Source organism: bacterium, assembly GCA_030685015.1.
Lineage (GTDB): Bacteria > CAIWAD01 > CAIWAD01 > CAIWAD01 > CAIWAD01 > CAIWAD01.
This window is the reverse complement of sequence record JAUXWS010000015.1, coordinates 1-13,762: the sequence shown is the minus strand read 5'-3', so window position 1 is coordinate 13,762 and position 13,762 is coordinate 1. Positions and strand designations below refer to the sequence as shown.

The following is a 13,762-nucleotide window of genomic DNA, read 5'->3' as shown; positions in this document are numbered from 1 at the left end:
GGGAGGAAGTTCCGGGAACCTGTGGCCGGGGGGCCACGCCGCCGACCGCCCGGGGCAGGACGGGGATGAGCGAGGCAGGATGAGCGCGGATCAGGTCCGGCTGGCCCGGCAGACCCAGCAGTTGCAGTGGCTGGCCATTCCCTTCGAGTCCCTGTTGCAGACGGGCATGCAGTTCGGCTCGACCATCGCCAAGAAGAGCCTGGGCGCCACCGATTGGCAGATCACCCTCCTGATGATGGTGGCGCCCCTCTGCTTCCTGCTCAGCGTCTACTGGGTGGAGCTGATCCGCCTCGTCACCCGCTGGCGCCGCCTTTTCCTGCTGGCCGCCGGCTTCGGCGTCCTGCCCCTCGCCCTCATGAGCGTCTACGGCAGCATGCCCGTCCTGCTCTCTCTTCTTCTGCTCTATGAGCTGGGCAATTCCCTGACCATTCCCCTGCGCAACCGGGTGATGCAGGCCAACTACCCGGCCAACCGCCGCAGTCGCATCTACAGCCGGCTGGCGGCCGCCTCCAGCGGCATCATCCTGCTCGCCTCCTGGCCCACCGGCCGCTTCCTCGACGCCGCGGTCCACAACTGGCGATGGCTCTTCCTGGCCGCCGCCTGTTTCGGCGTCATCGAGCGCCTCATCTGGCACCGCATGCCTGACAATCCGGACTACGCGCATCACCGGCCCGCCCTGTCCAGCCCGGACTGGATGGGCCGCCTGCCCACCTGGCACCAGCTGGCCCAGCCCATCCACCGCATGCGGGCCGTGCTGGACCGCAACAAGGATTTCGCCCGCTGGGAGGGGCAGTTCATGATCTACGGGCTGGCCTTCTTCATCATCTCCACGGTGCAACCCGGCTACCTGGTCGAGGGGTTGGGACTCAGCTACAGCCAGATCAGCGTGGGACAGCTGGCCCTGCTGCGCCTGGGCGGCGTCCTCACCCTGCCGCTGATGGGCTTCTTCCACGATCGTTACAATCCAGCCACCTTCTGCTCGAAGGTCTTCCTCCTGCTCGCCTTCTTCCCGCTGCTGCTCAGCGCCTGCATCTGGCTGCCGGAGGGCATGCGCCTGGTTCCCTTCTACATGGCCTTCCTGCTCCAGGGCATGGCCATGAGCGGCGTGGCGGTGGCCTGGTCCATGTCCAGCCTGGTCTTCGCCGGCTCGGAGGACGGCGCCCTCTACCAGGGCATCCACGTCACCTTGACCGGCTTCCGCGGTTTGCTCGGCCCCCTGCTGGGCCTGCTCATCAAGCAGACCCTGGGCTGGAGCGCCGCCTTCTGGATCGCCGCCGGCCTGCTCTTCGCCGCCGGTTGGCTGATGCGCCAACAGGGCCGGGAGATGGAGCGCCGGATGCAGTCGCCCGCGGCGGCGGCGGCCTGAGACGAGGCGGCCCGTGGCAGGACCGGGCGGCCCCGGCTTGAACCTTGTTCACGGCTGGGCTGAACTCCATATTGACAATGGTCGCCGCCGTGCGACCACGCCGGCTACCACAACCACGATCATCCGGAAGGTCATCATCATGAGCCAGGCCATGCCCAGCACCCTGCCCGCCATGTTCCTCGCCACCGCGGCCCGCTTTCCCGAGCGCACCGCCTACGGGCTCCGCACGGACCGCGGTTTCGACACGCGCAGCTGGTCCCGCACCCTTGAGTTGGTGGAGACCTTGTGCGCCGGCTGGTTGGAGCTGGGACTGGGCGAGGGCGACCGCCTGGCCATCCTCTCATCCAATCGCCACGAGTGGATGCTGGCCGACATGGCGGCCCTCTTCACCGGGATCGTGGTGGTGCCCGTCTACCCCAGCCTGCCCTCGGCCCATGTGCTGAAGGTGCTGGCCGATTGCGGCGCCCGCGCCGTGCTGGTGGAGGACGACCGCCAGCTCAACAAGGTGCTGCGCCACCGCGACCAGTTGCCCGCCCTTGAGCGGATCATTCTGCTGGATGGGGAGGGACCGGGTGCGGAGGGGATCACGCCCTTCGACGAGGTGATGGAGGAGGGCGCCCGCCGCCTGGCCGCCGACCCGGGCGAGCCGCGCCGCCTGGCCGACCTTCGCCGCGCGGACGAGGTCTTCACCATCATCTACACCTCGGGCACGACGGGAGAGCAGAAGGGGGTGATGCTCACCCACGGCAACTTGATCAGCAACATCCAGGGCGCCCTGGAGAACTATCCCATCACGGAGGAGGACGTCTTCCTCAGCTTCCTCCCGCTCTCCCACATCTTCGAGCGGATGGCCGGCTACTATTTCCCCATCTCGGTGGGGGCCGCCGTCTACTACGCCCGGGACATCACCAGCGTGGGGGAGGACCTCCCCGTGGCGCGGCCCACCATCCTCATCGCCGTGCCGCGCCTCTTCGAGAAGATCCACGCCCGCATCCTTGAGAACGCGATGAAGGGTCCCAAGGTCAAGCAGGCCATCTTCAACTGGGCCCTGGGGATGGGACGCACCGCCGCCCAGAACGCCATCGAGGGCCGGGCGCCCGGTTATCACATCCGCCCCGCCCTCTGGCTGGCCGACCGCCTCGTCTTCGGCAAGATCCGGGAGCGGACGGGCGGCCGCCTGCGCTTCGCCGTCTCGGGCGGAGCCCCCCTGCGGCGGGATCTGGGCGAGTTCTTCCTCTCGGTCGGCCTGCAGATCTACGAGGGCTACGGGCTGACCGAGAGCAGCCCCGTGCTGGCCGCCAACCATCCCGGCCATGTGCGCTTCGGCACCGTGGGCAAGGTCTACCCCGGAGTCGAGCTGCGCCTCGCCCCCGACGGCGAGATCCTGGCCCGCGGGCCCGGCATCATGGCCGGCTACTACAAGCGGCCCCAGGACACGGCGCAGTCCATCCGCGACGGCTGGCTGCACACGGGGGACATCGGGCGGCTGGACGCGGACGGCTTCCTCACGATCACCGACCGCAAGAAGAACCTCATCGTCACCAGCGGCGGCAAGAACATCGCGCCGCAGCCCATCGAGAACCTGCTTCTCACCAGCCCGCTCATCGAGCAGGTGATGCTGGTGGGCGACCATCGCAACTTCGTCAGCGCCCTGATCGTGCCCAACTTCGGCCTGCTTCGGGAAGTGCTGGGACTGCAGGAGGGCTCGCCGCCGCCCAGCACCCAGCAGATCGCCGACCATCCCGAGGTCTACGAGCGGATCGACAAGGAGATCCTGCGCCTGAGCAAGGAGCTGGCCCCCTACGAGCGGGTGCGCAAGTTCAGCGTGCTGGGCAGCGAGTTCTCCATCGAGTCGGGCGAGTTGACGCCCAGCCTCAAGATCAAGCGCTCCTTTGTCCTGGAGAAGTACGGCAACGTGATCGAGGGCATGTACCTCACCAGCGACCACAAGGACCGCCTGCCGGGCTGAGGGCGGCCAGGTCCGACCGGCCGCCGGCGCGCGGCGGCCCTCGCCCCCTCCTTCCGCTTCAATGCGATTCCGAATCGCCGGTGGAAGGGATGGGGATTGGGGCCGGTCCATTATCTTGTCGCCTGCCAGAGGGCCCTGCGGGGCCCTCTGCGTCAATCCAGGGTCAAAGGGGCGGATCCCATGAGCAGCTACCGCGAGGCGGGAGTGGACATCGACGCCGGCGAGGCGCTGGTCGAGCGCATCAAGCCGTGGTGCGCGGCGACGCGCACCGACCGCGTGCTGGGCGGCCTGGGCATGTTCGGCGGCTTCTTCCGGGCGGACTTTCCCGGGCTGGCCGAGCCGGTCCTCGTCTCGAGCGTGGACGGCGTGGGCACCAAGCTGCGCCTCGCCTTCCAGACGGGCATCCACCACACGGTGGGGCAGGACCTGGTCAACCACTGCGTCAATGACATCCTGGCCTGCGGGGCGCGCCCGCTCTTCTTCCTGGACTACTTCGCCACCGGACGGCTCGAGGTGGACACCGCCGCCGAGGTGATCCGCGGCTTCACCATCGCCTGCCGCGAAAACGGCTGCGCCCTCATCGGCGGCGAGACGGCCGAGATGCCCGGCTTCTACGCGGCGGGTGAATTCGACCTGGCGGGAACCATCGTCGGCGTGGTGGACCGGCAACGCATCGTGGACGGCGCGCGCATCCAGCCGGGCGACCTGCTGCTGGCGCTCCCCTCCACCGGTCTGCACACCAACGGCTATTCCCTGGCGCGGCGCGCCCTCTTCGAGGTGGGCGGCCTGCCCCTCGACCATCCCCTGCCGGACGGCCGACCGCTGGCCCAGGTCCTTCTCGCCGTCCATCGCAGCTACCTGCACCCGGTGCAGGCCCTCCTGGCGGAGGTCGAGGTGCATGGCATCAGCCATGTCACCGGCGGCGGCATCGTCGGCAACACGAGGCGCATCCTGCCCGCCGGCTGCGTCCTGGAGCTGGACCCAGGCGCCTGGGAATGGCCGCCCCTCTTCCGTCTCATCCAGGACTGCGGCTCCGTGCCGGCGGAGGAGATGGCGCGCGCTTTCAACCTGGGGGTGGGCCTGGTCCTGGTGCTCCCGCCCGACCAGGCCGCGGCGGCCGAGGCCCTGCTCGCGGCCCGGGGCGAGGCCCCCTTCCGCATCGGGCGGGTGGTGAAGGAAAGGATTGGCTGAAATGCCGCAATCGCTATCGCTATCGATCCCGATCCCGATACCGATCCCGATACCGATACCGATCCCGATATCGATATCGATATCGATATCGATCCTGTAGGGACACACATCTTCTTCGAGTTCAGACTGAGGATCCCATGATTGCTTCGGCCCAGATTCGCCGCGACTTCCTGCGCTTCTTCGAGGAGAGGGGCCATCAGGTGGTCCCCAGCTCCCCGGTGGTGCCCAAGGACGATCCGACCCTTCTCTTCGCCAACGCGGGGATGAACCAGTTCAAGGACGTCTTCCTCGGCCAGGGGGAGCGGGCCTATGCGCGGGCCGCCTCAACCCAGAAGTGCCTGCGCGTCTCCGGCAAGCACAACGACCTGGAGGAGGTGGGGCGCGACACCTACCACCACACCCTCTTCGAGATGCTGGGCAACTGGTCCTTCGGCGACTACTACAAACGCGAGGCGATCCGCTGGGCCTGGGAGCTGCTCACCGGGGTCTGGGGCCTGCCCAAGGACAAACTCTACGCCACGGTCTTCGCCGGCGACGAGGGGGTCCCCTTCGACGAGGAGGCCTTCGCCATGTGGCGCGAGGAGACGGACATCCCGCCTGACCACATCCTCCGCTTCCCGCGCAAGGACAACTTCTGGGAGATGGGCGAGACGGGGCCCTGCGGTCCCTGCACGGAGATCCACATCGACCGCGGCGAGGCCTTCGGCGCGCTGGACCCCGCCTCCTGTTTCGTCAACACGGGGAGCGCGCGCTTCATCGAGCTGTGGAACCTCGTCTTCATCCAGTACAACCGCGACGAGGGCGGCCACCTCACCCAGCTGCCCCGCCAGCACGTGGACACCGGCGCCGGCTTCGAGCGCCTCTGTGCCGTGCTGCAGCACAAGGCCTCCAATTACGACACCGACGTCTTCCAGCCGCTCATCCAGGCGGTGGCGCGGATCTCGGGCGTGCCCTACCAGGAGGCGACGGGCACGCCGCACCGGGTCATCGCCGACCATGTGCGCGCCCTGGCTTTCGCCGTGGCCGACGGCGCCATCCCCTCCAATGAAGGCCGCGGCTACGTCCTGCGGCGCATCCTGCGCCGCGCCGCCCGCTACGGACGCGAGCTGGGCCTGCACGAGCCCTTCCTGGGCCGCCTCGCCGCCGAACTGGCCGTGGTCATGGGCGATGTCTTCCCCGAGCTGCCGGGCAAGCTGGCCCACATCCAGCATGTGCTGGGCGGCGAGGAGGAGGGCTTCGGCCGCACCCTGGACCGGGGCCTGGCCCTCTTCGACACCTTGCGCCAAGGCTTGCGCGCCAAGGGCAGCCGGCTGGTGCCCGGCGCCGAGGCCTTCCGCCTCTACGACACCTACGGCTTCCCCCTCGATCTCACCCAGCAGATGGCCGCCGAGCACGGGCTGACCGTGGACACGGCGGGCTTCGAGCAGGAGATGGCCCGTCAACGGGAATCCAGCCGCGGCGCCCGCAAGCAGGCGGTCCAGCGCGAGCGGGCGCCCTGGCAGGTCCTGTCCAGGGACAGCAGCGTGTTCGTCGGCCACGACCTGCTCGACACCATGACCCGCATCCTGCGCTGGCGGGAGGGGGAGGAGGGCGAGCTGGAGCTGGTCCTCGAGCAGACCCCCTTCTATGCCGAGGCGGGCGGCCAGGTGGGCGACCGCGGCCTGATCGAAGGCGAGGGCTGGAGCCTGGTCGTGCGCGAGACGCGCCTGGAGGAGGACCTGCGCGTCCACGTGGGGCAGGTCCAGGGCCGCTTCGATCCCACCCAGCTGGTCAGCGCCCGCGTCGAAGCGGACCTGCGCCGGGCCACCGAGCGCAACCACAGCGCCACCCATCTCATGCAGGCCGCCCTGCGCCAGGTGCTGGGCACCCACGTCAACCAGGAGGGTTCGCTGGTCGAGCCCGGCCGCCTGCGCTTCGACTTCAGCCACCCGACCCGCTTGGATCCCAGCGAGCTGGAGCGCGTGGAGAAGCTGGTCTTCGAGCAGGTGATGGCCGACCATCCCGTGCAGTGCCGCGAGACCGGCTACGACCAGGCCATGGCCGAGGGGGTGACCGCCCTCTTCGGCGAGAAGTACGGCGACACGGTGCGCGTGGTGCGGATGGGGGACTTCTCGGCCGAGCTGTGCGGTGGCACCCACGTGGCGCGCACCGGGCAGATCGGCGCCTTCGCCATTGTCGCCGAGAGCAGCATCGCCGCCGGCATCCGCCGCATCGAGGCGGTCACCGGCGGCCAGGCCCAGCGCCTGTGGCAGGAGCAGCGGCGCACTCTGGAGGAGCTGCGGAACCTGCTGGGCGGCCGCGGCGAGAACGAGGTGGAGAAGCTGGAGCGCAGCCTGGCCGAGAAGAAGGAGCTGCAGCGCGAACTGAAGCGGCTCAAGGACCAGCTCGCCCAGGCCGGTCTGGAACAGGATCTGGCCGCCGCCGAGGAGGCGGGCGGCCTGCTGCTCTTTGCCCGCTCCTATGAAGGGCTGGAGCTGGATGCGCTCAAGGACTTGGGCGAGAAGCTGCGCAACGGCCGGCGATCGGTGGCCGCCCTGCTTGCCTCGGTGCATGAGGAGCGCCTCGCTTTCGTGGTGGCCCTGGGGGAGGCGGCGCTGGCCGCGGGCCTGCAGGCCGGCGCCCTGGTCAAGGAGCTGGCACCCCTGGCCGGCGCCAAGGGCGGGGGTCGTCCCCCGCTGGCCACGGCCGGCGGGGGCGATCCGGCGCGCTGGGAGGAGCTGCTGGCGGCCTTCCGCCAGGCCGTGCGGACGCGGACAGGCGCATGAGCTCCGCGCGGCGCGCCGGGGAGATGGGGGGGCGGGGATGAGGATCTGCCGCTTCCAGCATCCTGCCGACGGCGAGGCCCGCTGGGGTCTGGTCGCGGAGGACCTCGTGCGCGAGTGGCGGCCGGGCGGTGGCGCTCCCCGCGGCGAGGGGGCGGAGCATCCCCTGGCGGGGCTCACGCTGCTGGCGCCGGTGGCGGGCGGCCGCATCTTCGGCATCGGCCGCAACTACGCCGACCATATAAAGGAAGTGAACCCGGGCTGGTCCCAGCCCGAGCCCCTCGTCTTCATGAAGCCCGACAGCGCCCTGATCGGACCCGGCGCGCCCATCGTCCTGCCGGCCGGCGCCGGGCGGGTCGATTACGAGGGCGAGCTGGCCCTTGTCATCGGGCGGGGCGGCCGGCGCCTGTCCATCACCGAGGCGGCGGGGCACATCCTGGGGGTCACCTGCGCCAACGACGTCAGCGCCCGCGACCTGCAGCAGCGCGACGGGCAGTGGATCCGGGCCAAGGGCCACGACTCCTTCTGCCCGCTGGGACCCTGGATCGAGACGGAGGCGCCCGCCGCCGACCTGCTGATCGAGACTTGGCTGAACGGCCGGTGCGTCCAGCGGGAGCGCAGCGGCGCCATGCTGCACGGACCCGCCCAGCTGGTCGCCCACATCTCCACCTTCTGCACCCTGCGCCCCGGTGACATCATCCTCACCGGCACGCCGGCGGGCGTGGGTCCCCTCGCGCCCGGCGACCGGGTGCGGATCGAGATCGAGGGGGTGGGAGCGCTGGAGAACCCGGTGGCGGCCGAGGAGGTCGAGCATGCGCTGTGAGCTGGGTCCGGTCGAGAGCTGGCTGTGGGAGGGCCTGGGCCGGCCGCGCCTGCTCGTGCTGGTGGATCCCGACCGCGCCGAGGCGGAGCGCTTGGACCGGCTGGCCGCCGCCGCGCCGGGGGCGGGTGTGGCCGCCTTCCTGGCGGGCACCAGCCTGCTCTCGCGTCCTGGCATGGGCCAGCGCGTGGGGCGGCTCAAGCAGCGCAGCGGCCTGCCCGTCATCCTCTTTCCCGGCGACGCCAGCCAGGTCGTGGGCGAGGCCGACGCCATCCTTTTCCTCAGCCTCATCTCCGGGCGCAATCCCCAGTACCTGATCGGCGAGCAGGTGCGCTCGGCGCCTCTGTTGGCCGCCTCGGGCATCGAATGCCTGCCCACCGGCTACCTGCTGGTGGAGTCCGGCACCACGACCAGCGCCCAGTTCATGAGCGGCAGCCAGCCCCTGCCCCGTGGCAAGCCGGACATCGCCGCCGCCCACGCCCAGGCGGCGCGCGCCCTGGGCCTCCGCCAGCTCTACCTCGAGGCGGGGAGCGGGGCCCGCCTGCCCGTGCCCGCGGAGATGATCCGCGCCGTCAAGGAGGTTTTCCCCGGCCCGCTGATCGTGGGGGGAGGCCTGCGCGAGCCGGCCGATCTGGCCCGCGCCGCCACGGCGGGCGCCGACCTGGTGGTGGGGGGCAGCCGGCTGGAGACTTGTCCCCTGGAGGAGCTTGAGTCGGAACTGGCGGCCCTGGCGGGCGCGCTGGCGAGAGGAGGTCCCCGATGAGGGAGCGCATCCGGCAAGCGGTGGAGGAGGGCCTGCGGCTGCGCCAATGGCTGCTGGCCGAGGGCGGCGAGGTCCTGCTGGCCATGTCGGCCCGGATGGCGGACTGCCTGGCGGCCGGCGGCAAGGTGCTCTTTGCCGGCAACGGCGGCAGCGCGGCGGACAGCCAGCATCTGGCCACCGAGCTGGTGGTGCGCCTCAGCGCCGCCCGGGAGCGGAGAGCCCTGGCCGGCCTCGCCCTGACCACGGACAGTTCGCTGCTGACGGCCTGCGCCAACGACTACTCCTTCGAGCAGATCTTCCAGCGCCAGGTGGAGGCCCTGGGCCGGCCCGGCGACCTGCTGGTCGCGCTCAGCACCAGCGGCCGCTCCGCCAATGTGGTGGCCGCCGCCCGCTCCGCCCGCGCCCTGGGCCTGGGCGTATTGGGGCTGCTGGGCGGGGAGGGGGCGCCCCTCGCCGAGCTCTGCGACCTGGCATTGGTTGTGCCCGGCACCGACGCCGGGCGCGTGCAGGAGGTCCACATCACGGCCGGCCACATCCTCATCGACCTGGTAGAAGAGCGCCTCACACCATGACCTTCCTTGGGGGAGAGCTGCTGGCCTTCCTGGGGGTCCTGGGCCTGCCCGTGCTGGTCCATCTGCTCAACCTGCGCCGCCGCCGCGCCCGCGACATCCCCACCATCCGCTTCCTGCAGGAGATCGAGCGCACGCGCCTGCGCCGCGTCCAGTTGCGGCGCTGGCTGCTGCTGGCCGCGCGCGTGCTCTTCCTGCTGGCCCTCGTGCTGGCCTTCGCCCGGCCCTTGCTGCCCCGCGGAGCCGGTTTGCTGCCCGGCGGCAAGGAATCCCGCGCCCTGGTCCTGCTCCTGGACGACAGCGCCTCCAGCCGCCTGCCCGGCGAGAGCGGCCTCACCGTGTGGGAACAGACGAGGGAGCTGGCGACCCGCCGCTTGGAGCACCTGGAGGAGCGCGACCGCGTGTGGCTGGTGCCCCTGTCGGATCCACGCGAGGCGGCGGGCCCCCTCGCCGCGGAGGGGGCGCGTCTGCGCCTGGCCGGCATGCGGCCGGGCTGGGGCGCGGCGCGGCTGGACGTGGCCCTCGAGCGCAGCCTGGAGCTGTTGGAGGACGCGCCCGCCGTGGGGCGGCAGCTTCTGCTCATCAGCGATCTGCGCCTCGAGGCTCCGACGGATTGGACCGACCGCCTGCCGGCCGACCTGCGGCGCGATCTGGTCGTCATCCCCGCTGGCGAGACGCCCGCCGCGCCGGTGGAGTTGCAGCTGGGCGTCGGCCTGTTGCGGGAGGGCCAGCCGGCCCTGATGCGGGCCACGACGGCGGGGGAGGGAGCGGCCGAGGGCCTTGCCCTCTCCCTCGCCATCGAGGGCGAGACCCGCGCCCGCCGCCCATTGGCGGCGATGTCGGCGCCCTGGCGCCAGGGCGCGGATCTGGACTTCCAATTGCCGGAACGCGGCTGGTTGCGCGGGGTGCTGCGCCTGGATGGTGACGTGGTGGAACTCGACAACGAGCTGCCCTTCGTCCTGCATGTGCCGGCCGTGCGACGGGTGGGGCTGATGGCCGGTGGCGCCGACCAGGAGCGGGTGCTGGCGGCGGCCCTGCTGCCGGACGAGCGCTACCGGCGCGGCCTGGAGCTGGTGCGGCTGGATGCGGCCACCCTGGCCGCCCTTGATCCGGCCGGACTGGACCAACTGGTGCTGGCCCTGGGCCATCCCTTGCCGGCGGCGGCGCTGCGGTCTCTGCGCGAGGCGCGGAACCGCGGCGTGCGCCTCCTCCTCTTGCCGGCGCCCGACGCCGATCCGGTCGAGGCGACACGACAACTGACCGAGCTGGGACTGCCCGCGGCGACGGGAGTGGCCCGTGGCGCCTGGCGGCTGGAGCGGCTCGACCGCGGACACGAGGTGCTGGCCTCCATCCTCGAGGCGCAGGGCGGCCTGGAGAGCATCGCCGTTATGCGCCTGCTTGAACTGGGAGCGGACGAAGTCACCGGCCTGGGACGGCGCAGTCTGGCGGAGGCGGGCGGGCGGCCGCTCATCAGCGCCTTCGAGGGGGAGGGCGGACGCCTCCTCTTCCTGGCCACCGCGCCGGACGAGGAGTGGTCCACCCTGGCGACGAGCGGCCTGCTGGCGCCCTTCCTGCAACAGGGCCTGCGCTGGCTGGACGGTGACGAGCGCCTGCCCGCCATCCTCGACTGTGGCGCGGCGGGCCGGATCGTCCCGCCCCGGGGCGTGGTGGGCGGCGACTGGCGCCTGGAGAAGGAGGGCGCCCAGTGGCGAGCCGTGCTGGACCCGGTGCGGGGCTGGCTGGATAGCCCACCCCTCCCGGAGCCCGGACACTACCGCTTGCTGGCGGATGGCCGACCAGTGGCCTGGGTGGCGGTGCGGCTGCCGGCGGGCGAGACGACAAGGCCGGTGGGCGGGGAGGCCGCCTGGCGCGCGCCGGAAGCCGGCGGCTGGACGCGCCTGCAGCCGCGTGAGGCGGGACGCGGCGTCGAGGCGGCGGAGCTGGGCCCCCTCCTGCTGGCGGCCGCTCTCGCCCTGCTGGCCGTGGAGGGCTGGCTGGCCACGGGAAGGAGCCGATCATGAGACAGAGTTTTGATGTGGGCATTGCCCGCGACGGCGAGGGCATCGTCCGGCGCGAAAGGGCCATCGCCGTGGCGCTCGTGCTCGGGGGGCAGGATCGGCGCGAGACCCTCGAGCATCTTGACGAGCTGATCCAGCTGGCCGACACGGCGGGTGCGGACGTGGTGGACCAGGTGATCCAGCCCCGCGCCCGTCCGGACACGGCGACCTGGATCGGCAAGGGCAAGGCCCAGCATCTGGCCGCCGTGGTCGACGAGCTGGGCGCCGATCTCATCCTGGCCGACGACGACCTCAGTCCCGCCCAGGCCCGCAACCTGGAGAAACTGGCGGGACGTCCCGTGGTGGACCGCAGTGGATTGATCCTCGACATTTTCGCGCGGCGGGCCCGCACCCGCGAAGCGAGGACCCAGGTCGAGCTGGCCCAGCTCACCTACCTGCTGCCCCGCTTGACGCGCGCCTGGTCCCACCTGGAGCGCCAGCAGGGCGGCATCGGCCTGCGGGGGCCGGGGGAGACCCAGCTGGAGACGGACCGCCGCCTGGTGCGCACCCGCATCCGGCAGCTGCAGGAGGAGCTGAAGCAGATCGACCGCCAGCGCGACACGCGGCGCAAGGGGCGGGAGGATGCTTACAAGGTGGCCCTGGTGGGCTACACCAACGTGGGCAAATCCACCCTGCTCAACCGCCTGACCGGCTCCGCCGTGCTGGTGGAGGACCGCCTCTTCGCCACGCTGGACGCCACCGTGCGCCGCCTCCGCCTCGAGGACGGCAACGACGTGCTCCTCTCGGACACGGTGGGGTTCATCCGCAAACTGCCCCACCACCTGGTCGCCTCCTTCCGCTCCACCTTGCGCGAGGCGGCGGAGGCGGATCTCCTCCTCCATGTGGTGGACATCAGCCACCCGCACATGGAGAACCAGATCCGCACCGTGCGGGAGGTGCTCCAGGATCTGGGCGCGGGGGAGACGCCGGTGCTCCATGTCTTCAACAAGGCGGATCTCGTGGAGGACCCCGCCCTGTTGCGACGAAGCGAGGAGTGGAGTCCCTCCGTGCTGGTCAGCGCCACGCAGGGACTGCGCCTGGACACACTGCTGAAGCGGGTTGAGGAATCCCGCGGGGCGGGCCAGCGCCGCCTCGTCCTCCTCGTGCCGTGGGATCGGCAGGAAGTGGCCGCCCAATTGCGAAGCGCCTTTCGTGTGCTCGATCATCGCTCCACGCCGGAAGGCGGACTATATCTCCTCTCACTTCCTGCCGACTCGGCGGCCGATCTGATTCGCCCTTTCACAAAAAAAGGTGCGAGAATTGAAGAAAAGTGGTGATACAACCGATAACACTCTTGACATGCTCATTCAATCAGAGTAGTTTCGGATCCAACATGTATCACCGCGATGCATGGACCCGAACAAGGGGATGCTTCCCTCGTATCACACCTTAAAGGAGGTCTCCATGAACGCAACGGTGAAGAAAGCTCCGGCCAAGAAGGCGGCCAAGCCTGCGGCCAAGAAGGCGGTTGCCAAGAAGGCTCCGGCCAAGAAGGCGGTTGCCAAGAAGGCCCCGGCCAAGAAGGTGGCGGCCAAGAAGCCGGCCGTCAAGAAGGCAGTCGCCAAGAAGGCTCCGGCCAAGAAGGTGGCGGCCAAGAAGCCGGCCGTCAAGAAGGTGGCGGCGAAGAAGCCGGCCGCCAAGAAGGTGGCGGCGAAGAAGCCGGCCGCCAAGAAGGCTCCGGCCAAGCCCGCCACCAAACCGGGCGCCAGGAAGAGCACGCCCAAGGCGAAGGCCGGTGATGAGAAGTCCGGCAGCTCCGACAAACCTGCTCCTGCCGGCAAGCACGAAGCTCAGTTGAGCTCCGTGCTGCACGTGCGCCTTTCCGAGAAGACCATGGCCCAGTTGAAACGCAAGGCGGGCAAGAAAACCGTCAGCACCTGGGTCCGGGAGTTGTTGGAAGGCAAATCCTGACCTGCATGAAGAGGGCCGCGACGCGGCCCTCTTTCGTTTGGGTGCGCCCAGCAGGGCGCCGTCCTGGAGGTGCAAGTCCTCCCGTAAGCAGACCATCGCGATCGAAGCGAAGCGCAGCTGCGGAAGGGCGACCGACCGTGGGAAGGACGCGTGGAGCATCAACCGCGGGTGGATGGACAAGAACCGGATAGGAGGCGACGCCGGACGGGGCGAGCGGGCATGTGATCGCGAAGCTCCGATGGTCAAGGTCAGGCGGCGTAGATCCGGCCATCGTGCGGTGAAGGACGGCGTTCTTGGCTGGGGAGATCCCGCCTTGGGCTTGAAAGGGCCACGCCGCGCAAGCGGCGGAGCGGG

10 protein-coding genes are annotated in these 13,762 nt (G+C 70.5%); all 10 read left to right on the top strand.

Annotated features, from left to right (window positions below):
• Positions 1-79: 79 nt before the first annotated feature.
• The 10 genes from Q8O14_01425 (at position 80) to Q8O14_01380 (ending at position 13,408) form a co-directional block, all read left to right on the top strand.
• A complete protein-coding gene (locus Q8O14_01425) occupies positions 80-1,366 on the top strand; it encodes an MFS transporter (protein ID MDP2359402.1) in 1,287 nt (428 codons plus the stop codon).
• A 139-nt stretch (positions 1,367-1,505) separates the two neighbouring features.
• The gene (locus Q8O14_01420) at positions 1,506-3,335 is read left to right on the top strand and encodes a long-chain fatty acid--CoA ligase (GenBank protein MDP2359401.1); all 1,830 of its coding nucleotides are present in this window, start codon (positions 1,506-1,508) and stop codon (positions 3,333-3,335) included.
• A gap of 180 nt (positions 3,336-3,515) precedes the next feature.
• Complete coding sequence (gene purM / locus Q8O14_01415) at positions 3,516-4,526, top strand: phosphoribosylformylglycinamidine cyclo-ligase (GenBank protein MDP2359400.1); 1,011 nt, start codon at positions 3,516-3,518, stop codon at positions 4,524-4,526.
• Between the two features lie 137 nt (positions 4,527-4,663).
• Entirely contained in the window at positions 4,664-7,291 is a 2,628-nt protein-coding gene (alaS, locus tag Q8O14_01410; GenBank protein MDP2359399.1) for an alanine--tRNA ligase, read from the top strand.
• Between the two features lie 37 nt (positions 7,292-7,328).
• Positions 7,329-8,111 (top strand): fumarylacetoacetate hydrolase family protein, encoded by a 783-nt coding sequence (locus Q8O14_01405; GenBank protein ID MDP2359398.1) that lies wholly within the window; start codon positions 7,329-7,331, stop codon positions 8,109-8,111.
• On the top strand, positions 8,101-8,871 hold the full coding sequence (locus tag Q8O14_01400; protein MDP2359397.1) for a phosphoglycerol geranylgeranyltransferase: 771 nt from the start codon (positions 8,101-8,103) through the stop codon (positions 8,869-8,871). Before Q8O14_01405 ends, Q8O14_01400 begins: the two co-directional genes overlap by 11 nt.
• A complete protein-coding gene (locus tag Q8O14_01395; protein MDP2359396.1) occupies positions 8,868-9,443 on the top strand; it encodes an SIS domain-containing protein in 576 nt (191 codons plus the stop codon). Before Q8O14_01400 ends, Q8O14_01395 begins: the two co-directional genes overlap by 4 nt.
• Positions 9,440-11,461 (top strand): BatA and WFA domain-containing protein, encoded by a 2,022-nt coding sequence (locus Q8O14_01390; protein MDP2359395.1) that lies wholly within the window; start codon positions 9,440-9,442, stop codon positions 11,459-11,461. The genes Q8O14_01395 and Q8O14_01390 overlap by 4 nt, the downstream gene beginning before the upstream one ends.
• Complete coding sequence (hflX, locus tag Q8O14_01385; protein ID MDP2359394.1) at positions 11,458-12,774, top strand: GTPase HflX; 1,317 nt, start codon at positions 11,458-11,460, stop codon at positions 12,772-12,774. The genes Q8O14_01390 and hflX overlap by 4 nt, the downstream gene beginning before the upstream one ends.
• Positions 12,775-12,901: 127 nt before the next feature.
• Positions 12,902-13,408, top strand: a complete 507-nt coding sequence (locus tag Q8O14_01380; protein ID MDP2359393.1) for a histone H1-like repetitive region-containing protein — start codon at positions 12,902-12,904, stop codon at positions 13,406-13,408.
• The last annotated feature ends 354 nt before the right edge of the window (positions 13,409-13,762 follow it).

Coding starts and splice junctions, on each gene's coding strand:
- Q8O14_01425 (MDP2359402.1), top strand. CDS start 80: ATGAGCGCGGATCAGGTCCGGCTGGCCCGGCAGACCCAGCAGTTGCAG.
- Q8O14_01420 (MDP2359401.1), top strand. CDS start 1,506: ATGAGCCAGGCCATGCCCAGCACCCTGCCCGCCATGTTCCTCGCCACC.
- purM (MDP2359400.1), top strand. CDS start 3,516: ATGAGCAGCTACCGCGAGGCGGGAGTGGACATCGACGCCGGCGAGGCG.
- alaS (MDP2359399.1), top strand. CDS start 4,664: ATGATTGCTTCGGCCCAGATTCGCCGCGACTTCCTGCGCTTCTTCGAG.
- Q8O14_01405 (MDP2359398.1), top strand. CDS start 7,329: ATGAGGATCTGCCGCTTCCAGCATCCTGCCGACGGCGAGGCCCGCTGG.
- Q8O14_01400 (MDP2359397.1), top strand. CDS start 8,101: ATGCGCTGTGAGCTGGGTCCGGTCGAGAGCTGGCTGTGGGAGGGCCTG.
- Q8O14_01395 (MDP2359396.1), top strand. CDS start 8,868: ATGAGGGAGCGCATCCGGCAAGCGGTGGAGGAGGGCCTGCGGCTGCGC.
- Q8O14_01390 (MDP2359395.1), top strand. CDS start 9,440: ATGACCTTCCTTGGGGGAGAGCTGCTGGCCTTCCTGGGGGTCCTGGGC.
- hflX (MDP2359394.1), top strand. CDS start 11,458: ATGAGACAGAGTTTTGATGTGGGCATTGCCCGCGACGGCGAGGGCATC.
- Q8O14_01380 (MDP2359393.1), top strand. CDS start 12,902: ATGAACGCAACGGTGAAGAAAGCTCCGGCCAAGAAGGCGGCCAAGCCT.